The organism is Streptomyces sp. NRRL S-244, from assembly GCF_000717915.1.
GTDB lineage: Bacteria > Actinomycetota > Actinomycetes > Streptomycetales > Streptomycetaceae > Streptomyces.
Map to the genome: position 1 here is coordinate 139,513 of NZ_JOCX01000010.1, position 22,405 is coordinate 161,917.

The following is a 22,405-nucleotide window of genomic DNA, read 5'->3' on the forward strand; positions in this document are numbered from 1 at the left end:
CCCCTGTTGCACAGCGGTGACACACGGGCGATGGATTGGTGATCCACGATGTGTGAAGATCAGTTCATCGCAGCAGCGGCCGAGGGAAAACGATCCGGCGCGAGAGCGAAAACCCCGCACCACCCGCCCCGGCGCTCTGCCGCGGCATCTCGCACGTCTGTTCCGCTTCTCCGTCTGCTCCGCCGGCTGCCACCGCTCTGCGCTGCTCGCCTGCCTTCGTGATTCCTTGGGGGGAGTCCACCATGTCCGCTCGCACCGCCACCCGCCGTACCCTCCGCTCCGCGGCCGCCACCGCCGTCGTCGCCGCCGTCGCCGGCACCGTCCTGATGCCGCTGTCGGCGTACGCCGCCCCGGCCGCCGAGAACCTGCACGCGCTGAAGATCACGATGGGTGCCCCGGCGCCGAGCGGCCCGCTGACCCGCGGCGGTGCGACGGAGACCTTCGAACTGACGGTCGCCAACCCCTCGGACAAGCCCCACTCGTACCACCCGTGGATGATCGGCAAGCCGGCCGGCGCGAGCCCGCTCCAGCAGACCGACGTGACCTTCAAGGTCGAGGGCGTGACCGCGCCGGCGACCGAGTCGTCCATCGGGCAGCAGGACGGCGAATGGCAGGGCATGTTCCGCCCGGCGGGCAAGGCGGGCTCGGAGGGCTTCGAGATCCCGGCGGGCGGGAAGCTGACCTGGAAGGTCACGATCGGCCTCGGCAAGAACTATCCGACCAACAACGGTGACTTCGAGCTGCGTGCCACGAGCTACCAGAACGAGGTGGCGGAGGGCGGCTCCCCGTCGCTGACCTTCAAGACGGACCCGTCGGTCAAGGCCGGCACCCTGGAGACCTGGTTCGACCAGATCAACCCCTGCCAGGACAAGACCGGCGAGTACCAGTGCCGCGAGATGGACCTGCGCTACCGCGCCACGGGCGACGGCGAGTTCAACACGGCGCTGGCCACCTACCTGGACCTGGACCTCGAAGGCGTCCAGCTCCAGATCCAGACCGACGGCCAGTGGAAGGACCTGTCCGCGAAGGACGGCAGCCACCGTCTGCCCGACATCGCGAAGGGCTTCGGCAAGGCCTCCGGCGAGCGCAAGGTGCACCTGCGGGCCAAGCTCGACCCGAAGTCGGCGCTGAAGAAGGAGACCACGGTCACCCTGAACGCGCAGATCGGCCTCGCCGAGGGCAACACCTACCCGTTCGCGAGCGCCGAGGCCAAGTTCCAGTTCGCCCCGGCCACCACCACCTCGCCGGCGCCGACCCCGAGCAAGTCCGCCACCACGCAGCCGTCCACCAGCCCCTCCCCGTCCGCCTCGTCCTCCGCCACCGCGGTCGTCGCCGCGAACAACAACACCAAGGCCACCGGCGCCACGGGCTCCCTGGCCAACACCGGCGCCGACTCGAACACCGGCCTGTACTCCGGCCTGGCCGCCGTCCTCGTCGCCCTCGGCGGGGCCGCTGCCTGGCTCGGCGCCCGCCGCCGCCGCGCCGCCCGCGGCTGAGGGACGGACCGAGAGGGGCCCGGCACACCACGTGCCGGGCCCCTTCGGCGTTCACCGGGCCGCGTGGTCGATCCGGCCGGCCTCGAAGGGCCACGCCTCGGCCGGCCGGCGCGTGACGGCCTCGTACGGCACCGTGTCGCGCGGCACGTCGAACCCGTCCGGCACAAAAGAAAGCCGATCATCCGTCCCCCAACCGGAGGACGAACTCCTACCGTTGGACGTATGACCGGTCCACACGACAAGCAGGGCATCCGCAACCACATCAGCGGCGGCGTGTACTTCAGCGCCGTGGTGCAGGGCGCCAACGTGACCCTTCAGCTCCCGGCCACCATCCCGGCCGCCCTGACCGGCATGCCCGCCCCTTCCCCCGCCTTCACGGGCCGGGAGGCGGAGGCGGAAGCGCTGCTCACGGCGCTCCGGCCCGGCCCCTCGTCGTCGGCCGCCGCCACCCGCCAGGTGATCGCGGGACTGCCCGGGGTGGGCAAGACCGAGCTGGCCGTCCAGACGGCCCACCGCGCACTCGACACGGCGGACCTGCTGCCCGGCGGCGTTCTCTTCATCGACCTCTTCGGCTACGACGACAGGCGCCGCGTCAGCGCCCACCGGGCCCTCGGCTCCCTGCTCCGCGCCCTGGCCGTCCCGACCGAGTACGTCCCGGAGGACGTGGAGGAGCGGGCCGCCCTCTACCGGTCCGTCCTCGCCGCCTACGCGGCGGACGGGCGGCGGATCCTGGTGGTCCTGGACAACGCGATGGACAGCGCCCAGGTCCGGCCGCTGCTGCCGGGCGACCCCGGCATCCCCGTACTCATCACCTCCCGGCACACCCTGAGCGACCTCGGGGCCCGCGTGCTCGACCTCTCCGTCCTCGGGCAGCAGGCGGCGGTGGACCTCATCGGCCGGAACCTGCGGAGCGTCGTGGGCCCCGCGGACACCCGGGTCGCGGACGAACCGGCGGCGGCCGCCGAGCTGGCGGCACTCTGCGGCCGGCTGCCCCTCGCGCTCTCCGTCGTCAGCGCCCTGCTGGCCGACATCCCCGCCCGGCCGCTGCACTCGATGGCGACGGCCCTCGGCGACGCCCGGCGCCGACTGGAGCGGCTCAGCCGCGAAGACCTCGCCGTCCGCGCGGCCTTCGACCTCTCGTACCGGCACCTGGGGCCGGAGCAGGCCCGGCTCTTCCGGCTGCTGACCCTCAACCCGGGCCCCGACCTGGCCACCGAGGCCGTGGCCCGGCTGGCCGGTACGGCGCCCGACGACACGGAGGACCTGCTGCTGCCGCTCGCGCGCGGGCACTTCATCGAGCCCGGGCCCTCGTACGGGCGCTGGCGCATGCACGACCTCATGCGCCTGTACGCCGACGAACTGTGCCGGGCCCAGGACGAGCCGCACGAACGGGAGGCGGCCGCCGAGCGGTTGTACCGGCACTACCTGGGCAACGCCCATGCCGCCGACACCCACGTGGACGCCGGACTCCCGCCCGACCCCCTCTTCCCCGACCGGGACGCGGCCCTGGCCTGGCTGGACGCCGAACGGCACAACCTGCGCGCCGCGGCCCTCGCCGCGCCGGGGCTGGGAAGGCCCGCCGTGCTGGTCCACCTGCAGTCGTCCCTGCTCGAATTCCACTCCTTGCGCCGGCACTTCGACGAGTTCGCCGAACTGGCCGGCGCCGCGCTGGCTGCCGTCCGCTCCTCGGACGATCCGGTGCTGCGGGCCACCGAGGCGGGCATCCTGAACAACCTGGGCACGGCCCGGCGCGAGCTGCGCCGCTTCGACGACGCGTCCGCCGCGTACCGGGAGGCCCTGGCCCTGCACGAACGCGACGGGGACCCCTTCGCGGCGGCGGCCACCCTGACCAATCTCGGCCTGACCTACCAGCAGATGAACCGGCCGGAGGAGGCGGTGGACATGCTCCGGCAGGCCCTGGACCGCTACCCGCCGCAGACCGACCCGCGCGCCCGGGGCATGGCGTACAACAACCTCGGCAAGGCCCTGCACGATCTGCGCAGGCTCCCGGAGGCCTCCGAGGCCTTCGCCGAGGACATCGCCATCTGCCGGACGGCCGGCGACCGCAGGGGCGAGGGCATCGCGCTCAACAACCTGGGGATGGTGCTGCGGGACATGGGGCAGTACGGCGCCGCCGTCGAGGCCCATGAAGAGGCCCTGGCGGCCGCCGAGGAGACCGGGGACCCGCACAGCGCGGGTCTCGCCCTGTCGAACAGCGGGCTGGCCCTCGCCATGGACCGCGACGAACGCGGCCCCCGGGAGGCGATCGACCGGCTCACGAGGGCCATGGACATCCTGGAATCGCTGGGCGACGAGCACATGGCGGCTCTGGCACGGAGCCACCTCGGCCTCGTCCTGATCCGGGCCGGCCAACCCTCGGAAGCGGTCGCCCCGCTCACGTCGGTGGTCGAGACGAGCCGCAGGGCCGGCGATCCGTACACCGCGGCGATGACGCTGACCAACCTGGGCACGGCGCTGGAGCTGAGCGGCCGGTACGAGGACGCGGTGCGGGCCCAGACGGAGTCCGTAGCCCTCTACCGGCAGCTGGGCGAGCGCCACCACGAGGCGAAGGCGCTGCTCAACCTCGGCCTCGCCCTGCGGCGCACCGGCGATCCGGCCGCGGCGCAGGACGCGTTCCGTGAGTCCGCCGACGCCTTCCGGGAAACCGGCGACGAGCAGCTCCTCACCCAGGTCCTGCGGCTCCACGACGAGACCGGGAGAACGCGCACACGGCAGCTGCCCGGGTGGCTCCGGCGATCAGGGCCCCGGACACCGGGCCCCTGATACGGCAGACTGGAGGTTTGGCCGTCCGCGCCCGGGCGGCCACCCCCCGCAGGAAAGGGACGTTTGTGAACGGGCCTCTCATCGTCCAGAGCGACAAGACACTGCTTCTCGAGGTCGACCACGAGCTCGCCGGGGCGGCGCGGCGGGCCATCGCCCCCTTCGCCGAGCTCGAGCGGGCCCCCGAGCACATCCACACGTACCGGATCACCCCGCTCGGCCTGTGGAACGCGCGGGCCGCGGGGCACGACGCCGAGCAGGTCGTCGACGCGCTCGTCGAGTTCTCCCGCTACCCCGTCCCGCACGCGCTGCTCGTCGACGTCGCCGAGACCATGGCGCGCTACGGCCGCCTCACCCTCTCCAAGCACCCCGTGCACGGACTGGTCCTGACCAGCACCGACCGGCCCGTGCTGGAGGAGATCCTGCGCTCCAAGCGGATCGCCCCGCTCGTCGGCGCCCGGCTCGACCCCGACACGGTGGCCGTGCACCCCTCCGAGCGCGGGCAGATCAAGCAGACCCTGCTGAAGCTGGGCTGGCCGGCCGAGGACCTCGCCGGGTACGTCGACGGCGAGGCGCACGCCATCGACCTCGTCGAGGACGGCTGGGCGCTGCGGCCGTACCAGCAGCAGGCCGTCGAGGGCTTCTGGCACGGCGGCTCGGGCGTGGTCGTGCTGCCCTGCGGCGCCGGAAAGACGCTGGTCGGCGCCGGGGCCATGGCGAAGGCCAAGGCGACGACGCTGATCCTGGTCACGAACACCGTCTCGGCCCGCCAGTGGAAGCACGAGCTGGTCAAGCGGACCTCGCTGACGGAGGAGGAGATCGGCGAGTACTCCGGCACCCGCAAGGAGATCCGGCCGGTCACCATCGCCACGTACCAGGTCCTGACGACGAAGCGGAAGGGCGTCTACCCGCACCTGGAGCTGTTCGACTCCCGGGACTGGGGCCTGATCCTCTACGACGAGGTGCACCTGCTGCCGGCACCGGTGTTCAAGTTCACCGCCGACCTCCAGGCCCGGCGGCGGCTCGGCCTGACCGCGACGCTGGTCCGGGAGGACGGCCGCGAGTCGGACGTGTTCTCGCTGATCGGCCCGAAGCGGTTCGACGCGCCGTGGAAGGAGATCGAGGCGCAGGGCTACATCGCGCCGGCTGACTGCGTCGAGGTCCGGGTGAACCTGACCGAGAGCGAGCGGCTGGCGTACGCGACCGCCGAGACGGAGGAGAAGTACCGCTTCTGCGCGACGACGGCGACGAAGCGGAAGGTCACCGAGGCGCTCGTCGCCAAGCACCGGGGCGAGCAGACGCTGGTCATCGGGCAGTACATCGACCAGCTCGACGAGCTCGGCGAGCACCTGGACGCGCCCGTCATCAAGGGCGAGACCTCCAACGCGCAGCGGGAGAAGCTCTTCGACGCCTTCCGCGAGGGCGAGATCAGCGTGCTGGTGGTGTCGAAGGTCGCGAACTTCTCGATCGACCTGCCCGAGGCCACGGTCGCGATCCAGGTGTCCGGTACGTTCGGCTCCCGCCAGGAGGAGGCCCAGCGGCTGGGCCGCGTGCTGCGCCCGAAGGCGGACGGCCACGAGGCGCGGTTCTACTCGGTCGTCGCGCGCGACACGATCGACCAGGACTTCGCGGCCCACCGCCAGCGCTTCCTGGCCGAACAGGGCTACGCCTACCGCATCATGGACGCCGACGAGCTCCTGACGACCGACGGCCCGGCGGACTGACCCCCCGGTCGACGACGCGGACGTCCTGCTGCCCGAGGGGTGATCTGCGGACCGGGACCTGGACCGGGATCAGGACGAGGTCCGGGGGTGGCTTCGGGCGGCGGCGGGCCGCCGTCCGGGCCAGGAGGGCGAGCAGCGGGACGGACCAGACCCACAGGAGCGGCCAGTCCGGCAGCAGGGCCCGGCCGGAGGTGGGCAGGTGCCGGGCCCAGAATTCGGCGGAGGCCTGCGGGAGGACCAGCAGCCCGAGCAGGGCGGTACCGGCGAGGGCGCCCAGTGCCGTCAGCCCGGCCCGGATCCGGCCGGTCAGCAGCAGGTACGGGATGAGCAGCGCCGGGGTCAGGGTGATCCCGGCGGCGGTGCCCAGGGCGAAGCCCTTGCCGAGGGCGGCGCGGGGCCGGCGCAGGTCCCACAGGACCAGGCAGGCCAGCGCCAGGTTGATCTGCCCGGCGAGCAGGCTCTGGACCAGCGGCTCCAGCCAGAGCCCGGCGATGGTGGCGGCCAGGACGGGCCCGGGCCGGGCCCGCAGTCCCGCGAGGCGGCAGGACATCAGGATCAGCAGGGCGAGCAGGCCGGCGTTGCCGAGCGCGAAGACGGCCTTCAGGACGCCGGCGGGCAGCCAGGCGGCCGGGGTGAACAGGATCGCCGCGAAGGGCGGGTACGCGGCGGGAGGCCGCCACTCGGCGGCGCCGAACCCGGCGCTGAATCCGGCGGCGAGCCCGTCGGCGACCGGGATCCGCACCACGATGCAGAGGACGCCGAGCACGAGGAGCGAGCCCGTGACCAGCACGCCGACCAGCGGCGACGGCGGGGGGCTGGGATGGAGGCTCCGGGTCACGCGCGTGACCCTAGTGGATCACCGCGGCCGCCCCGCCGCTATCCGGCCAGGCGGAGCGGAGCCGCGGGTCAGCGGCGTATGACGCCTGCGTCCTCGGCGTACTCGCCCAGGACGACCACGCTGACGGCCGCAGCCGCGAAGACCTTCGCGGCGCGCAGGGCATTGCCCACCAGGTGGCGGGGAGGGGAGTCGGAAGTGGCGGTGGCGCCGCTAGGGCGGCCGCCCCGGATCGGGGTGAAGGTTGCGGTGCTCATGTATCCATGGTGCGTTTTCTTCCCGGATATCACATCGGTCTGCAGGTGGAACCGCATGCTCTCCCGCCTACTCCTCCCGGCCCATGCCGTCCCCTAGTGGGTCTGTCCGAGGTCTGACACTCCCCGGTATGACACCCGTACGGGCCTACCCCTCCAGAGGGACCTCCGCCCGGTAAATCCGTTCGCGCCGCGACCACCCACTGACTACAATCTCCGCTCTTGCCGCCTCCCGCCGCCGTTTCGGGGAGAGCCGCCCGCCGGACGGAAACCGGCGGGCATCGTTCCGTACCGATCAGCAGCTGGAGGCATTTCCGTGTCCGCGCACGCCCCCGAAGCCGACTCCGAGACCGACCCAGAGACCGGCACCCACCCCCTCGCCCGCGAGCAGGCCCACCTCACCGCCTCCCGCGCCGCGCTCCGCGCCATGCGCGCGGACGTCGAGGCCCTCGACATCCGTGACGTCACCGCGAACTGGGTCAACGCGATCGTCCTCCAGGCCCAGATCGACGACCGGATCAAGGCCCTCGCCGACCTCGCGCACACCCCGCTCTTCTTCGGCCGCCTCAACTACCTGCACGCCCCCGGCGCGGACCTCGCCGAAGGCGCGGAAGGCGAGCAGTTCTACATCGGCCGCCGCCACGTCCACGACGCCGACGGCGACCCCATGGTGATCGACTGGCGCGCGCCCGTCTCCCAGCCCTTCTACCGGGCCTCCAAGAACGACCCGCAGGACATCGCGCTGCGCCGCCGCTTCGGCTACACCGGCGGCGAGCTCACCGCGTACGAGGACGAGCACCTCTCCGGCCCCACGGCTGTGACGCTGTCCGGCTCCGCCGGGGGGACCGCCGTCAGCAAGCTGCTCCAGCAGGAGATCGAGCGCCCGCGCGTCGGCCCCATGCGCGACATCGTCGCGACGATCCAGCCCGAGCAGGACGAGATCGTCCGCTCCGGCCTGTCCGGTTCCGTCTGCGTGCAGGGCGGCCCCGGCACCGGGAAGACGGCCGTCGGCCTGCACCGCGTCGCGTACCTGCTGTACGCCCACCGCGAGCGGCTCGCCCGCACCGGCACGCTCGTCATCGGGCCGAACCGTTCCTTCCTGCACTACATCGAGCAGGTCCTCCCGGCCCTCGGCGAGCTGGAGGTCAAGCAGGCCACGGTCGAGGACCTCGTCTCCCGCGACGGCCTGGAGATCCGCGGCGCCGACGCCGCCGCGACCGCCGTCGTCAAGGGCGACGCCCGCATGGCGGAGGTGCTGCGCCGCGCGGTCCGCTCGCACGTCACCCCGCCCGCCGAGCCTCTGATGGTGGTGCGCGGTTCGCGCCGGTGGCGGGTGCCGGCGTACGAGCTGGAGGAGATCGTGGCGGAACTCCTCGACCGCGACATCCGATACGGCGCCGCCCGCGACGCGCTGCCGCAGCGGATCGCGCACACCGTTCTCGTACGGATGGAGCAGGCGGGCGAGGCGCCGGACGACCGCGTCCAGGACTCGGTGGCCCGCAACGCCGCCGTGAAGGCGGCGGTCAAGGCGATGTGGCCGGCCGTCGACCCGGCGAAGCTGGTGCTGCGCCTGCTGTCCGACCCGGAGTTCCTGGCGGAGCACGCGCAGGGGGTGCTCTCGGACGACGAGCAGGCGCTGCTGCTGTGGGCGAAGCCCTTCCGCAGCGTGAAGTCGGCGAAGTGGTCGGCGGCCGACCTGGTCCTGATCGACGAGGCTGCCGACCTCGTGGAGCGCACGCACTCGCTGGGCCACGTCGTCCTCGACGAGGCGCAGGACCTGTCGCCGATGCAGTACCGGGCGGTCGGGCGGCGCTGTACGACCGGCTCGGCGACGGTCCTGGGCGACCTCGCGCAGGGCACGACCCCGTGGGCCACGCGCAGCTGGGACGAGGCGCTGACGCACCTGGGCAAGCCGGAGGCGGCGGTGGAGGAGCTGACGGCGGGCTTCCGCGTACCGCGCGAGGTGATCGCGTACGCCTCGCGGCTGCTGCCGTCGATCTCGCCGGGGCTGGCCCCGGTCTCCTCGGTGCGTGAGACGCCGGGCTCGCTGGTCGTCGCTCCGGCGGCGAGCCCGTCGGACCCGGCGGACCCCTCGGACCTGGCGGACCCGGCGGACCTCACCGGCTCGGTGATCGACGCCTGCCGCGCCTCGCTCGGCCACGAGGGCTCGATCGGCCTGATCGCGGCGGACGCCCGGATCCCGGAGCTGGCGAAGGCGCTGGAGGCGGCCGGGATGGCGTACCTCTCGCCCGGCGAGGAGACGACGGCGCAGTCGCGCCTCACCCTCGTTCCGGCGTCGCTGGCGAAGGGCCTGGAGTACGACTACGTGGTCCTGGACGAGCCCGCCGCGATCGTGGCGGGCGAGCCGGACGAGCGGACGGGCCTGCGCCGCCTGTACGTCTGCCTCACCCGGGCCGTCTCCGGCCTGACGCTGCTCCACGCGGATCCGCTGCCGGCGGCACTGGCGTAGCGGGGGCGGGCCGGGGCCCGGGGGCTGCGCACCCCGGCCCCCGCGCCCCGAACGCCGGCGGGGCGAACCCGTCGGCGTTCGGGGCGCGAGCCGTCAGGACAGGGCGGCCGACCCGTCAGGACAGGGCCGCGCGCCAGTCGGCCACCGCCGCCGCGGAGACCGGGGCCGACCAGCCGTCGGGGCGGGCCGCGCCGCCGATGTGGAAGGCGTCGATCCCCGCCGCGCGCAGCTCCGGCAGGTGGGACAGCGCCAGCCCGCCGCCCACCAGGATCTGCGCGGTGTACCCCGGCTCGCCCCGCCGCGCCGCCTCGGCCAGCAGCACCGGCAGCCCGGCGTCCACCCCGGCCGCCGACCCCGCCGTCAGGTACGTGTCCGGCCCGGCGGACTCCGGCAGTTCCGCGAGCGCCTTGCGCAGCTGGTCCCGGTCCGCGGCCCGGTCGATGGCCCGGTGGAAGGTCCACTTGCAGCCGCCCAGCTCCGCGACGACCGCCTCGATCGCGGCCAGGTCCGGGCTGCCGTCCGGGGTCAGGAACCCGAGGACGAACTCGTCCGCCCCCTCCGCCCGCAGCGCCCGCGCCCGCGCGGCCAGCAGTTCCACGTCCGCGGCCGAGCCCGCCGCGAATCCGTCGGTGGTTCGGAGCATCACGCGCAGCGGGACGTCGACCGCCGCCCTGATCGCCGCGAAGGTCTCGCGCGGCGGGGTGAGCCCGTCGGCGGCCATGTCGGTGACCAGTTCGAGGCGGTCCGCCCCACCGGCCTGGGCCGCGACCGCGTCCTCCGCGTCGAGGGCGATCACCTCCAGGACTGCACGGTTGCTCATTGGGCCCCACTCCTCCGGAAAGCTGCTGGTATGGAAAATAGGTCTAGTCCAATATCCAGAGTACGGGCCTCCCCCACCCTCCACCAGCACAATCACGCCACACGCACAATGTGCGCATGGACACCGCGCCCGAGACCGCGACCGACACCGCCCCGCTCCGCGCCCGCTGGCACGCGAGCACCGCCGCCGCGGGCGCCGCCGCGGATCGCGACCCCGCCCCCTACGCCGACCGGCTCCTCGCCGCCTGGGCGGAGCCCCAGCGCCGCTACCACACCACCGCGCACCTGGCCGACGTACTCGCGCGGATCGACGTACTGGCCGCGCACGCCGCCGACCCCGCCGCCGTGGAGCTCGCCGCCTGGTTCCACGACGCCGTCTACCGCCCCGACCGCTCCGAGAACGAGGAGCGCAGCGCCGCCCTCGCCGAGCGCGCCCTGCCCGAGCTCGGCATCGACGCCGACCGCACCGCCGAGGTGGCCCGCCTGGTCCGGCTCACCGTCACCCACGACCCCGCCCCCGGCGACACCAACGGCGAGGTGCTCTGCGACGCCGACCTGGCCGTGCTCGCGGGCGCGCCCGACGCGTACGCGGCGTACGTCGCCGCCGTCCGCGCCGAGTACGGCTTCGTGCCCGAGGACGCCTTCCGCACCGGCCGGGCCGCGGTACTGCGCCAGCTGCTCGGGCTGCCCCGCCTCTTCCGCACCCCGTACGGCACCGCGCACTGGGAGGCCCCGGCGCGCCGCAACCTGGCCGCCGAGCTCGCTGTTCTGGCTGCCGGGGAATGAGATCCGCTTCGCGGCGGTTCGTGCAGAACATGCCCTCAGCCGCAGCACGCTCCCGCATGCCCGTCGCCGTCTACGTCCTCGGCCTGTCCGTCTTCGCGCTCGGGACCAGCGAGTTCATGCTCTCGGGGCTGCTGCCGCCCATCGCCGAGGACATGGACGTCACCATCCCGCAGGCCGGTCTGCTCATATCGGCCTTCGCGATCGGCATGGTCGTCGGGGCGCCGCTGCTGGCGGTGGCCACCCTGCGGCTCCCGCGCCGCACCACCCTCATCGCCCTCATCAGCCTCTTCGGCCTCGGGCAGATCGCGGGCGCGCTGGCCCCCTCGTACGAGCTCCTCTTCGCCTCCCGCATCGTCTCCGCGCTCGCCTGCGCCGGGTTCTGGGCGGTCGGCGCGGCCGTCGCCATCGCGATGGTGGACAAGGACCAGCGGGCCCGCGCCATGGCCGTCATGATCGGCGGCCTGTCCATCGCCAACGTCCTCGGCGTCCCCGCCGGCGCCTTCCTCGGGGAGCACCTGGGCTGGCGGTCCGCGTTCTGGTCGGTCGGCGCGGCCTCGGCGGTCGCCCTCGTCGGCATCCTGGCGCTGATCCCGGAGATCCCGCGGCCCGCCGTACGGCCCACCCTGGCGCGGGAGCTGCACATCTACCGCGACCGCCAGGTGTGGCTGTCGATCGGCGTGACGGCGCTGGCCGCGGGCGGGGTGTTCTGCGCCTTCAGCTACCTGTCGCCGCTGTTGACGGAGGTCGCCGGGCTGGACGCCGGCTGGGTGCCGTGGATCCTCGCCCTCTTCGGGGTCGGCGCGCTCGTCGGCACGACGGTCGGAGGGCGGATCGCCGACGCGCACCTGTTCGGCGTGATGCTGTGGGGGATCACCGCGTCGACGGTCTTCCTCGTCGCGCTGGCCCTGTTCGCGTCGTCGGCGGTGGCGGCCGTCGGGCTGTCGTTCCTGATGGGCGTCTCGGCGTTCTTCACGGCGCCGGCGCTCAACGCCCGCATGTTCAACGTGGCGGGCGCCGCCCCGACCCTGGCCGGAGCCACCACCACGGCGGCGTTCAACCTGGGCAACACCGGCGGCCCGTGGCTCGGCGGCACGGTGATCGACGCCGGCCGCGGCTTCGCCGCCACCGCCTGGGCGGGCGCCGCGATGACGGTGACGGCCATCGCCCTGGGCGCGATCGCGCTGCGCCTCCACACCCGTACGCCGCAGCCCCCGACCCGGGTGATCGCGTCGTCGACCCCGGAGGCCTCGGCCCCGGAGGCATCGGCCGCGGCCACCGCACAGCCCGCCACCTGCTGACCGGGCTGACCGGGCCGACCGGGAGCACGACGCCCCGCCGCTACGCCGCCGGGCGGCCCTTCGGCCGTCGCAGGCCCGCGGCCGTCAGGCGGCGTACGAGCTCCTTGCTGCCGATCTCCACCGCGCCCGCGCCCACCGCGTCCGCGTAGCGGTGCGACGGCACGTCGTAGTGGTCCCGCTCGAACGCCTTCGCCGGGCAGCCGATCGACGCCGCGAAGGCGTGCAGTTCCTCGTACGAGACGTCGCTGACCAGGTGCGACCACATGCGGCCGTGGCCCGGCCAGGTCGGCGGGTCGATGTAGAGCGTCACCGGCGGCTCACCGGCCGGCGCCGAACACGGGGCCGAGGGCGCCGACGGCGGCGACCTTCACCCCTGCCTTGGCGCACACCCAGTGCGGATCGGGTCCCAACTCCGGCTCCACGTCCAGCGCGTGCGGATCGCCGTGCGAGCAGACCGGGCACAGCGGCCAGCGCCCGTACTTCTCCAGCAGCGCGTCCTGTACGTCCTGGGCGACGAGTCCGGGAAGGTAGTCGACCCCCTCCGGCCACTGCTCCACCCACCACCGACGGTGCGTGACCGAGTCCTCGACGAGGGAGACGACATCGGCGTCGGCCACCTCGCCCGCGGCGAGATCGGCGAGAACAAGGGCACGGGCGACGTGCAGCGCCTGCTCCAGTGGGGTCGCGTGGTCCATGGGCCCATTGTGGCCCCGTATGGGCCAAGTGGTGAAGGTCCTTCCCCACCGGTACCGAATGGTGCCTTGACCGTCACCCCCGCCGAAAATAGATTTCAAGAATGAGCGACGACCCGAAAGTAACTTTCAGCGATGACGTGGAGGGCGGCGCCACCGCCTCCGCCGTCCCGCTGCGGGCCCGCGTCCGCAGCCTCGGCCCCTCCATGACCCGCTCCGTCCGGGCCGTCGCCGAAACCGTCGCCGCCGACCCCGCCGGCTGCTCCCGCCTCACCGTCAGCGCGCTCGCCGCGCGCACCGGCACCAGCGAGGCCACCGTCGTCCGCACCGCCCGCCTCCTCGGCTACCCCGGCTACCGCGACCTGCGGCTCGCCCTCGCCGCGCTCGCCGCGCAGCAGGAGTCCGGCGCGGCCCCCGCCGTCACCGCCGGCATAACCGTCGACGACCCCATCGCCGACGTCGTCGCCAAACTGGCCCACGAAGAAGCCCAGACCCTCGCCGACACCGCCGCCGGACTCGACCTCGGCGCGCTCGCCGCCGCCGTCACCGCGCTCGCGACCGCCCGCCGGATCGACATCTACGGAGTCGGCGCCTCCGCCCTCGTCGGCCAGGACCTGGCCCAGAAGCTGCTGCGCATCGGCCTCGTCGCCCACGCCCACGGCGACCCCCACCTGGCCGTCACCGGCGCCGTCCAGCTGCGCCCCGGCGACGCCGCCGTCGCGATCACCCACTCCGGCGCCACCGGCGACGTGATCGACCCCCTCCGTACGGCCTTCGAGCGCGGCGCCACCACCATCGCCCTCACCGGCCGCCCGAACGCCCCCGTCTCCCACTACGCCGACCTCGTACTGGCCACCTCCGCCGCCCGCGAGACCCGGCTGCGCCCGGCTGCCATGTCCAGCCGGACCAGCCAACTCCTCGTCGTCGACTGCCTGTTCGTCGCCGTCGCGCAGCAGACGTACGAGACCGCCGCGCCCGCGCTCGCCGCCTCGTACGAGGCACTCGCCCCCCGCCGATCCGCCAGGAGCCCCCGCCCATGACCGGCTCGTACACCAACGGCTCGCACGCCAACGGCTCGCACGCCGCACTCCGCGCCCAGCTCGACACCCTGACCACCGAGGCCTTCCGCCCCGAACTGGCCGAGATCGACCGGCAGTCCACCCTCGACATCGCCCGCACCATGAACGCCGGTGACGCCACCGTCCCGGCCGCCGTCGCCGCGCAGCTGCCGCAGATCGCCGCCGCGATCGACGCCATCGCCGTACGGATGGCCCGTGGCGGGCGGCTCGTGTACGCGGGCGCCGGCACGGCCGGGCGGATGGGCGTACTGGACGCCAGCGAGTGCCCGCCCACCTTCAACACCGACCCGGCGCAGGTCGTGGGCCTGATCGCGGGCGGGCCCGGCGCCATGGTCCGGTCGGTCGAAGGCGCCGAGGACTCGAAGGAGCTGGCCGCCGAGGACCTGGCCGCGCTGGACATCGGACCGGACGACACGGTCATCGGCGTCTCCGCCTCCGGCCGCACCCCGTACGCGATCGGCGCCGTCGAGTACGCCCGTACGCGCGGCGCGCTCACCGTCGGCCTGTCCTGCAACGCCGGCTCGGCGCTCGCCGCGGCCGCCGAGCACGGCATCGAGGTGGTCACCGGGCCCGAGCTGCTGACGGGGTCCACCCGCCTGAAGGCCGGCACCGCGCAGAAGCTCGTACTGAACCTCGTCTCGACCATCACCATGATCCGGCTCGGCAAGACGTACGGGAACCTGATGGTCGACCTGCGCGCCTCCAACGAGAAGCTGCGCGCCCGCTCCCGCCGCATCGTGGCACTGGCCACCGGCGCGCCGGACGAGGAGATCGAAGCCGCGCTCGACGCCACCGGCGGCGAGGTCAAACAGGCCGTCCTCGTCCTGCTCGGCGGCGTGGACGGCCCGGCGGCGGCCGGACTGCTCACGACCGCGCGCGGCCACCTCCGCGAGGCCCTGGCCCTGGCCCGTACGCCCGCCGGCTAAGCCGCTGACCTGCTGACCTGCTGACCTGCTGACTGCCCCGTTTCCCCGACGCAAGGCGATCACCACATGTCCACTGACAAGAACCGCGCCACCGCAGCCGCGATCCTCCCCCTGGTCGGCGGCCCGGACAACATCGGCTCGATCGCGCACTGCATGACCCGGCTGCGCATCGCTCTGCACGACCGCTCGCTGGTCGACGACGAGGGGCTGCGGGCGCTGCCCGCGGTGCTGGGCGTCGTCGAGGACGACACGTACCAGATCGTGCTCGGGCCGGGGGCCGTCGCCCGGGTGACCCCGGAGTTCGAGGCGCTGGTCGAGGAGGGCCGCTCCCGCCGCACCACCGGGGCCCCGGTCACCGCCGAGGAACTCGCCGACCGGGGGGCCGCGTTGAAGCAGGAGCAGAAGGCCCGCAACAGCACCCCGGTCAAGCTGTTCCTGCGCCGGATCGCGAACGTCTTCGTCCCGCTGATCCCGGCGCTCATCGGCTGCGGCATCATCGCGGGCCTGAACGGCGTGCTGCTCAACACGGGTTGGCTGCCGGCCGTCGTCCCGGCGCTCGCCGCGATCGCGTCCGGGTTCATGTCGCTGATCGCGGTGTTCGTCGGCTACAACACGTCCAAGGAGTTCGGCGGTACGCCGATCCTGGGCGGGGCCGTCGCCGCCATCATCGTCTTCCCGGGCGTGGCGAAGATCGACGCCTTCGGCCAGCACCTCTCCCCCGGCCAGGGCGGGGTCCTCGGGGCCCTGGCGGCCGCGTTCCTCGCCGTGCACGTGGAGCGGCTGTGCCGCAGGTGGGTCCCGGAGACGCTGGACGCACTGGTCACCCCCACCCTCACCGTCCTGGTTTCCGGGCTGGTCACGATCTTCGGCCTGATGTTCCTGGCCGGTGAGGTCGCCACCGCCATCGGCTCCTTCGCCACCTGGATGCTCGCGGGCGGCGGCGCCTTCGCCGGGCTGGTCCTCGGCGGGCTGTTCCTGCCGCTCGTGATGCTCGGCCTGCACCAGGCCCTGATCCCGATCCACACCACCCTCATCGAGCAGACCGGCCACACCGCCCTCCTGCCGATCCTCGCCATGGCGGGCGCGGGCCAGGTCGGCGCGGCGCTCGCGGTCTACTGCCGCCTCCCGCACAACCGGTCGCTGCGGACGACCATCAAGTCCGCGCTCCCGGCGGGCTTCCTGGGCGTCGGCGAGCCGCTGATCTACGGGGTCTCGCTCCCGCTCGGGCGCCCCTTCGTCACCGCCTGCGTGGGCGGCGCGGCGGGCGGCGCGTTCGTCGGGCTCTTCAACCAGCTCGGGGTCGCGTTCGGCGCCACGGCCATCGGCCCGTCGGGCTGGGCCCTGTTCCCGCTGCTGGACGGCCCGTCGGGGCTGGGCCCGAACCTCGCGATCTACGCGGGCGGCCTGCTGGTCGGCTACCTGGCCGGCTTCGCCGCCACGTACTTCTTCGGGTTCACGCGCCAGATGCTGACGGACCTCAACACCGGCCCGCAGCCCGCGGCGAACGCCGCCCCGACCGCGGACCCCGACAAGGAACCGGCGATGACCTGACGGCGCCGCCGCCCGACGTGGCGGTCCGGTCCGGCCCGTCAGGAAGTCGTTCCCGCCTTGACCCAGCCGTCGCCGCCGAGGGGGAACTCGTAGCCGGGCCGCCCGTTGTGACCGCTGGTGCGGAAGGGTTTTCCGTTGTTGTCGATCGTGACGGTGCCGTGGCGGGACCCGCTGGACCAGGCGAGCTCCAGGTACCAGCTCACGTCGTACGCGGAGGCGTCGGCCTTGACGTAGAACACCTCCGGTTCGGACTCGCTCACCTTGAACGGGAAGTTCGGCTGCCCCGCCTCGGGTACGACGGCCGGGCGCACGGCGTCGAGGGTGACGGTGAAGGAGCGCGTCGGCACGCCGGCGCCGCAGCCGACGCCCGGGTAGCCCATGGCGTAGTCGTTCCAGGCGAGCGGCGCACGCTTGCCCGCCGTACGGACGGTCAGGCTGTCCAGGACCACGGTGTCCTTGCCGGAGCCCTGGAGGGTCAGCGTGACGTACTGCTCGCCCGCGGACACGGCTCCGACCGCCCCCACCCACGCGGGCGCGTCCCGTTCCAGGGGTGGCGGGGCCACCTGGGCCGGAGGCTTCTCGATCAGGTAGTGCTGGCCGCACGGTGCTTCCCAGGTGTAGGGCTGGGTGGTCACCTTCACCGGCGTACCGGACGCGGTGTCGTCGCCGCGGCCGGCGGGAGACGGGCTCGCGGCGGGGGCGGTGGGCGCGGTGGGCGCGGTGCCGGCAGCCGGCACGGAGTCCGAGGGCGAGGCTTGCGAGCGTGCCGCCTCGGGCGCCGCCGTCATCCCGCCGCCCGTACGCTGCCCGGCGCCGTCCGCGAGGGACGCGGCACCGACGGGGCGCTCCCGGACGTCGTCCTCTCGTGTCGGCAGGTACGCGGTGAGCGCGACCGCCCCGGCCACGACGGCCACGGCGATCCCCGCGAGGACGGCCGCGCGGATCCGGCGGCGTCCCTTCGGCGCGGGCGGATCGGAAGGGCCGTCCGGGGCCGCCGGAGCCGCCGGCTCGGCCGGGTCCGCCGGGTCCGCCGGGTCCGCCGGGTCCGCCGGAAGCGTCTCCACGGGCGACTCGGCACTCGATGTCCTGGCGCCCGGCTCACCGCCCTTGCGCGGGCGGTTGGCGTCCGCCAGCACCCAGGCCCGGTGCAGTTCGACGAGTTCCTCGGGCGATGCCTTGCAGAGCCGGGCGAGCCGTTCGACCGGTGCGTAGTCCGCGGGGACGACGTCGCCGATGCAGTACCGGTGCAGGGTCGACGTACTCATGTGGAGACGCTTGGCGAGCGTTCCGTAGCTGAGCCCGGACCGGTCCTTCAACTCTCGCAGCAGCCGGGCGAACCCGGCATCAGCAGTGTCTTCCGACACTGTTCCTCCCACCCCGTGTCCCGTCCCGCATCCCAGCAACAGGATGTTTCAGCAGCTCAGAGCCCATTTCAGCATCCCAGCGTCCCTGACTGACCCTCGGGTGTCGCGGCTGGGACGGATCACCGCACAGGCTGAGGTCATCCAAGCACACGGCTCCCGGCGCCGGTCCCGACCAACCGCCGCTCCTGCCGGGCCACATGAGAGGGAATCAGCCATGACCGCGTTCCGCACGACCCGTACGACCCGACGCCTCACGAGTGCCGCCGCCGTCGCCCTCGCCGCGCTCGCCCTCACCGCCTGCCAGAACGGCACGGGCCTCAAGGACGGAGGAGCCGCGACCGCCTCGGGCCCCACCACGGAGACCCCCTCCCCCACGGGCAGCACGAGCAATGCCCCGAGCACCCCCGCCCCGGGCTCCACGAAGACCGGTACCGGCACGGGCTCCGGCACGGGCTCCGGAGGCGCGAAGGGCGGCTCGTCGGACCCTGCCGCCGCCGCGGGCAACCGCGTCCTGTGCAACGGCTCCAACACCGAGGTGACCGTCCAGCCGGTCGCCCGTCCGCTCAACCACATGCTGATCTCGGTGAAGAACACCGGCTCGAAGCCCTGCGACCTGACGTACTACCCGGTGCTCCGCTTCGACGAGATGCAGTGGGCCCCGGCCCCGCGGCAGGAGACCCACCCCCAGGCCGTGGTGTCCCTCGCGCCCGGCCAGTCGGGCCACGCGGCGGCCATGCTGGCGGCGGCCGACGGCAGCGGCGAGGGCGGAACGACCGGCCAGAAGCTCACGATCGCCTTCCAGGGCCGTACGCCCAACAGCAGCGGCGGCGCCTCCGCCACCCCGTCCCTGCCGGCCAAGGGCGTCTATTACGACAGCTCGCTGACGGTCACGTACTGGCAGCAGAACATCGAGGACGCGCTCGGCTCTTGAGCCGGAGCCCCGGCATACTCTCGGGCATGGAGATACCCCCCGTCGTCCCGGCCGGCCGGATGAGCGCGCTGCCCCGGACCGTGCTCGGCCTCCCGGGCGGGTGGCTCCTGCGGCCCTGGGAGCCGTACGACGCCCCCGCGCTGGTCGCCTCCGGCACGGACCCCGACATCCAGCACTGGAACCGCACGGGCCGGTTCACCGAGGCCCGTGCCGAGGAGCGCATCGCGCGCTACCGCGCCAACTGGGAGGCAGAGAAGGCCGCGATCTGGGCGGTCGCCCCCGCCTCCGGCGGCCTGCCCGTCGGCCTGATCGGCCTGGCCGACCTCGACCTCCCCGGCGGGAGCGGGGAGATCCTGTACTGGCTGCTGCCCGCGGGCCGCGGCAGCGGTGTCATGGTCGCCGCCGTGGGCCGGGTCGGCAGCTGGGCCTTCGAGGAACTCGGCCTGCACCGCATACGCATCACCCACTCCGTGGCCAACCCGGCCTCCTGCCGCGTCGCGGAGAAGGCCGGCTTCCCCCTGGAGGGCACCATGCGCGGCGCCCTCCTCCACACGGACGGCTGGCACGACGAACACCTCCACGCCCGCCTGCGCACGGACGGCCCGGTCCCCGCCTGAAGCTCGCCGCATGATCACACCATCGAGCTAACACACCGCGACGAACGCCCCATGGCGCCGCATATGCCAGCAGCCTATGCACATGTATTCCCTCACCCCATACGCCGGGCACCGCGGTGGCATCGGAAGTAGCATGGGTGGCATGAGCGAGCCCACCCAGAAGTACTCGATCTCGATGCCCCGCGACGTCGCCGAGGCCGCTCGCGCCCGCAGCGGCCCCTCGGGCCTGTCCGCCTACGTCACCGCCGCCGTGGCCCGCCAGATCGAGCGGGACAACCTGGCAGAGCTCATCGCCGTCGCCGAGGCGGAGCACGGGCCCATCACCGAGGAAGAGATCGAGGCCACGCGCGAGATCCAGCGGCGTGCCCGCGCCGAGCAGACGGCCGACAGCGAGCCGGAGAGGAAGGCCTCATGACCCGTCAGGCGGCAACACCGGGCGGCACGCTCGTGCTCGACAGCGAGGGACTCGCCAAGGCCGTACTGCGGGACCGCGTGATCACGCGGTGGCTCGCCCTCGCCCTCGCCGACGACTTGCGCGTCATCACCAGCACGGCCACCCTCGTCGAAGTGATCCACCCTCAGATCAACGTGCCGGCACTGAAGTGGGCGCTGTCCCGCGTGGTGGTCGAACCCGTCACGGAGGAGATCGCCCACCGTGCCACCGACCTGCTCCGCGAAGCCGGACTGCACGGGCACAAGCACGCCATCGACGCCATGCTCGCCGCCACCGCGCTCGCGGCGCCCGGGCCCGTCACCGTCCTGACCTCCGACCCGGAGGACCTGACGGCCCTCTGCGGCAAACGCCTCGCCACGGTCAAGGTCTGACCACCCCCGCGGGGCCCGACCCGTCACGGCACGACCCGGCCGCGGTCCGCAGGAAGCGGACCAGGTCATCGACGCCGTAGCCGAGGCGCGGGCCCCGCTCGGCGGCCATCAGGAGCAGCTGGCCAACGATCTCGGCACCCCAACCGTCCGTGCCGTCCGCCGACCACTCCCACAGCTTCTCGATCCCGAGGTCGGTCATGAGCAGCCCGTGCCCGGTCCGGACCTCCCCGCACAGCTCGGCCACCGCCTCCAGCAGCCGCGCGCCCGGCCGCTCGCAGCGCAGCCCGAAGCGCCCGCCGATCTCCTCGACCGCGCAGCCCGCCGGCGGCCTCGCCTTGATCCCCTCGTAGCGGGCGTCCTCGAACCGCGCACACTCCCCCACCGGCCAGTGGACCAGGGTGAACCGCTGTACGCCCGGCTCGGAAGGCCCCGCGCCGCCCCCGCGCTTCCATCCACTGCCCAGGAGGGCGTGCTCCAGTCCCCGCAGCTTCCAGCCGAGTTCGAAGCCCCACTCGGCGGCGGCGTCCCCGATCACGGGTTGGCCCGCTCGTGGAGCACGGCGGCCAGCCGGAGCGCGGTGTCCAGGTTGCAGCGGCCCAGGTCGACCAGCGGCAGACCGTACGTACCGGCGGCCGAGACCCGCTCCACGTCCAGCGAGGGGAACAGCACCCCCACCCCGGCCAGGGACTCCTTGAGCTGGCGGACGGCCTCCTCGGCCGCCTGCATCCGCTCCTGTGGAGAGAGCACCATGACATGTCACCTTTCTACTCTGAGTGTTCAGCTTCGACACACAGAGTGGCGGTGGGCTCGCTAGCCTTTCCATACGGACACCTCAACAACGGCACGTGTTGCCAGGAGAGTTGCCATGGCAAGTAAGAAGAACCTCGACCCCTCCTCCTCACCCCGCGCCCTGCTCGGCGCCGAATTGCGGGTGGCCCGCGAACGCGCCGGCCTCAGCCAGGCCGAGCTCGGCGAACCCCTCTTCGTGAGCGGCTCGTTCATCGGCCAGCTCGAAGCAGGCACGCGACGCATGCACATCGACTTCGCCCGGCAGATTGACGAGATCCTCAACACGGACGGCTTCTTCGTCCGCAACTGCGGGGCGGCGGCCAAGTCCAAGTACCCGGACCACTTCGCGGCGGCGGCCGAGGCCGAAGCTCTGGCGAAGGCCATCCGGGAGTACGCGCCTCAGATCATCCCGGGACTACTCCAGACCGAGGCGTACGCACGCGAGGTCTGCCGCGCATACCAGCCGACGGCGACGGAAGAGACCATCGACGAGCTGGTCATGAACTGGCTGGCCAGGGCCGCCCTCCTCGGTGATCCAACAACTCCCCTGTTGTGGTGCGTCCTTGATGAGGCAGTACTCCGACGGGCCGGGGAGAACCCGGCAGTCCTGGCCGAGGCCCTGCGCCACATCGCGAGCCTGATTCGGTCGCGCAGAATCATCGTGCAGGTACTGCCGTTCAGTGCAGGCTTCCACGCAGGCCTGGACGGCGCCCTAAAGCTCATGTCCTTCGACGACGCACCCCCACTCGCCTACGTGGACGGCATCGGGATGGGCCAGTTGTTCGACGATCCGGCCACCGTCGCCCGCCATACCCTGACCTACGATCTCCTTACGGCCAGCGCGCTGTCACCGCGCAAGTCCCTGGCTCTGATCGAATCGGTGGCGGAGGATTACGAACATGATCAGCATGCCTGAGTACGATCTGTCGGCAGCCACTTGGCACAAGTCCAGCTACAGCGGTGGCGACGGCGGCAACTGCCTGGAGATGGCCACCTGGCGCAAGTCCACCCACAGCGCCGGAGACGGCGGCAACTGCCTCGAAGTCGCCGACGGCCACCCCGGCCTCGTCCCCGTCCGGGACTCCAAGGTCCCCGACGGCCCGCACCTCACCTTCAACGGCCCGGCCTGGACGGCGTTCGTCACCAGCCTTTGACCGTCGACGTTCGC

23 protein-coding genes are annotated in these 22,405 nt (G+C 73.2%); 15 read left to right on the forward strand and 8 right to left on the reverse strand.

The genetic code is table 11. The annotated features are described in order from the left end of the window. Positions 1 to 242 precede the first annotated feature (242 nt). The 3 genes from IF02_RS0114505 to IF02_RS0114520 all read left to right on the forward strand — a co-directional run bounded on the left by IF02_RS0114505 (position 243) and on the right by IF02_RS0114520 (position 6,001). On the forward strand, positions 243 to 1,496 hold the full coding sequence (locus IF02_RS0114505) for an LPXTG cell wall anchor domain-containing protein (RefSeq protein ID WP_030156923.1): 1,254 nt from the start codon (positions 243 to 245) through the stop codon (positions 1,494 to 1,496). A gap of 222 nt (positions 1,497 to 1,718) precedes the next feature. Beyond that, complete coding sequence (locus tag IF02_RS32410; RefSeq protein ID WP_051696222.1) at positions 1,719 to 4,280, forward strand: tetratricopeptide repeat protein; 2,562 nt, start codon at positions 1,719 to 1,721, stop codon at positions 4,278 to 4,280. 65 nt (positions 4,281 to 4,345) lie between these two features. Continuing rightward, a complete protein-coding gene (locus IF02_RS0114520) occupies positions 4,346 to 6,001 on the forward strand; it encodes a DNA repair helicase XPB (RefSeq protein WP_030156926.1) in 1,656 nt (551 codons plus the stop codon). Here the strand turns inward: IF02_RS0114520 and IF02_RS32415 are convergent. Beyond that, positions 5,955 to 6,839, reverse strand: a complete 885-nt coding sequence (locus IF02_RS32415; protein ID WP_078622091.1) for a glycosyltransferase family 87 protein — start codon at positions 6,837 to 6,839, stop codon at positions 5,955 to 5,957. The two genes, IF02_RS0114520 and IF02_RS32415, sit on opposite strands and share 47 nt — an antisense overlap. A gap of 68 nt (positions 6,840 to 6,907) precedes the next feature. Next, positions 6,908 to 7,093, reverse strand: a complete 186-nt coding sequence (locus IF02_RS0114530; protein WP_030156930.1) for a hypothetical protein — start codon at positions 7,091 to 7,093, stop codon at positions 6,908 to 6,910. Between the two features lie 313 nt (positions 7,094 to 7,406). Here IF02_RS0114530 and IF02_RS0114535 point away from each other — a divergent pair, with 313 nt between their 5' ends. Beyond that, positions 7,407 to 9,560 (forward strand): HelD family protein, encoded by a 2,154-nt coding sequence (locus IF02_RS0114535; RefSeq protein ID WP_030156931.1) that lies wholly within the window; start codon positions 7,407 to 7,409, stop codon positions 9,558 to 9,560. A gap of 115 nt (positions 9,561 to 9,675) precedes the next feature. Here the strand turns inward: IF02_RS0114535 and IF02_RS0114540 are convergent, their stop codons facing one another. After that, the gene (locus IF02_RS0114540) at positions 9,676 to 10,380 is read right to left on the reverse strand and encodes a copper homeostasis protein CutC (protein WP_030156933.1); all 705 of its coding nucleotides are present in this window, start codon (positions 10,378 to 10,380) and stop codon (positions 9,676 to 9,678) included. 116 nt (positions 10,381 to 10,496) lie between these two features. On the opposite strand from IF02_RS0114540, the gene IF02_RS0114545 reads away from it, so the two are divergent. Both IF02_RS0114545 and IF02_RS0114550 read left to right on the forward strand, forming a co-directional pair. After that, positions 10,497 to 11,165, forward strand: a complete 669-nt coding sequence (locus tag IF02_RS0114545; protein WP_030156934.1) for a hypothetical protein — start codon at positions 10,497 to 10,499, stop codon at positions 11,163 to 11,165. A 56-nt stretch (positions 11,166 to 11,221) separates the two neighbouring features. Beyond that, positions 11,222 to 12,463, forward strand: a complete 1,242-nt coding sequence (locus IF02_RS0114550) for a Cmx/CmrA family chloramphenicol efflux MFS transporter (RefSeq protein ID WP_030156936.1) — start codon at positions 11,222 to 11,224, stop codon at positions 12,461 to 12,463. A gap of 40 nt (positions 12,464 to 12,503) precedes the next feature. Here the strand turns inward: IF02_RS0114550 and IF02_RS0114555 are convergent, their stop codons facing one another. Together IF02_RS0114555 and IF02_RS0114560 are read right to left on the reverse strand one after the other, a co-directional pair. After that, complete coding sequence (locus IF02_RS0114555) at positions 12,504 to 12,773, reverse strand: DUF4031 domain-containing protein (RefSeq protein ID WP_030156937.1); 270 nt, start codon at positions 12,771 to 12,773, stop codon at positions 12,504 to 12,506. 7 nt (positions 12,774 to 12,780) lie between these two features. Beyond that, a complete protein-coding gene (locus IF02_RS0114560) occupies positions 12,781 to 13,158 on the reverse strand; it encodes a hypothetical protein (protein ID WP_030156939.1) in 378 nt (125 codons plus the stop codon). Between the two features lie 101 nt (positions 13,159 to 13,259). Between IF02_RS0114560 and IF02_RS0114565 the strand changes: the two genes are divergently transcribed. The 3 genes from IF02_RS0114565 (at position 13,260) to IF02_RS0114575 (ending at position 16,711) form a co-directional block, all read left to right on the forward strand. Continuing rightward, complete coding sequence (locus IF02_RS0114565; protein WP_030156941.1) at positions 13,260 to 14,195, forward strand: MurR/RpiR family transcriptional regulator; 936 nt, start codon at positions 13,260 to 13,262, stop codon at positions 14,193 to 14,195. Further along, complete coding sequence (murQ, locus tag IF02_RS0114570) at positions 14,192 to 15,160, forward strand: N-acetylmuramic acid 6-phosphate etherase (RefSeq protein ID WP_051696223.1); 969 nt, start codon at positions 14,192 to 14,194, stop codon at positions 15,158 to 15,160. Before IF02_RS0114565 ends, murQ begins: the two co-directional genes overlap by 4 nt. Positions 15,161 to 15,226: 66 nt before the next feature. After that, on the forward strand, positions 15,227 to 16,711 hold the full coding sequence (locus tag IF02_RS0114575; protein ID WP_030156944.1) for a PTS transporter subunit EIIC: 1,485 nt from the start codon (positions 15,227 to 15,229) through the stop codon (positions 16,709 to 16,711). Between the two features lie 38 nt (positions 16,712 to 16,749). On the opposite strand, the gene IF02_RS0114580 is transcribed toward IF02_RS0114575, so the two are convergent. Continuing rightward, positions 16,750 to 18,075 carry a helix-turn-helix domain-containing protein gene (locus IF02_RS0114580; RefSeq protein ID WP_030156946.1) on the reverse strand — a complete coding sequence of 442 codons (1,326 nt, stop codon included), beginning with the start codon at positions 18,073 to 18,075 and terminating at the stop codon, positions 16,750 to 16,752. 214 nt (positions 18,076 to 18,289) lie between these two features. Between IF02_RS0114580 and IF02_RS0114585 the strand changes: the two genes are divergently transcribed. The 4 genes from IF02_RS0114585 to IF02_RS0114600 all read left to right on the forward strand — a co-directional run bounded on the left by IF02_RS0114585 (position 18,290) and on the right by IF02_RS0114600 (position 20,448). Beyond that, positions 18,290 to 19,006: a DUF4232 domain-containing protein gene (locus tag IF02_RS0114585; protein WP_030156947.1), complete on the forward strand. Its 717-nt coding sequence runs from the start codon at positions 18,290 to 18,292 to the stop codon at positions 19,004 to 19,006. Positions 19,007 to 19,032: 26 nt separating this feature from the next. Then, positions 19,033 to 19,623: a GNAT family N-acetyltransferase gene (locus IF02_RS0114590; protein WP_030156949.1), complete on the forward strand. Its 591-nt coding sequence runs from the start codon at positions 19,033 to 19,035 to the stop codon at positions 19,621 to 19,623. A 142-nt stretch (positions 19,624 to 19,765) separates the two neighbouring features. Next, on the forward strand, positions 19,766 to 20,038 hold the full coding sequence (locus IF02_RS0114595; protein ID WP_030156950.1) for a hypothetical protein: 273 nt from the start codon (positions 19,766 to 19,768) through the stop codon (positions 20,036 to 20,038). Further along, positions 20,035 to 20,448, forward strand: coding sequence for a PIN domain-containing protein (locus IF02_RS0114600; RefSeq protein ID WP_030156952.1), 414 nt, complete (start codon positions 20,035 to 20,037; stop codon positions 20,446 to 20,448). The genes IF02_RS0114595 and IF02_RS0114600 overlap by 4 nt, the downstream gene beginning before the upstream one ends. Here the strand turns inward: IF02_RS0114600 and IF02_RS0114605 are convergent. Further along, positions 20,438 to 20,983 carry a hypothetical protein gene (locus IF02_RS0114605; RefSeq protein ID WP_234318208.1) on the reverse strand — a complete coding sequence of 182 codons (546 nt, stop codon included), beginning with the start codon at positions 20,981 to 20,983 and terminating at the stop codon, positions 20,438 to 20,440. The genes IF02_RS0114600 and IF02_RS0114605 overlap by 11 nt on opposite strands. Next, on the reverse strand, positions 20,980 to 21,198 hold the full coding sequence (locus IF02_RS0114610; RefSeq protein WP_030156956.1) for a hypothetical protein: 219 nt from the start codon (positions 21,196 to 21,198) through the stop codon (positions 20,980 to 20,982). Before IF02_RS0114610 ends, IF02_RS0114605 begins: the two co-directional genes overlap by 4 nt. A gap of 115 nt (positions 21,199 to 21,313) precedes the next feature. Here IF02_RS0114610 and IF02_RS0114615 point away from each other — a divergent pair, with 115 nt between their 5' ends. Beyond that, positions 21,314 to 22,153, forward strand: a complete 840-nt coding sequence (locus IF02_RS0114615; protein WP_030156957.1) for a helix-turn-helix domain-containing protein — start codon at positions 21,314 to 21,316, stop codon at positions 22,151 to 22,153. Next, positions 22,137 to 22,391, forward strand: a complete 255-nt coding sequence (locus IF02_RS0114620; protein WP_030156959.1) for a DUF397 domain-containing protein — start codon at positions 22,137 to 22,139, stop codon at positions 22,389 to 22,391. The genes IF02_RS0114615 and IF02_RS0114620 overlap by 17 nt, the downstream gene beginning before the upstream one ends. Positions 22,392 to 22,405 lie beyond the last annotated feature (14 nt).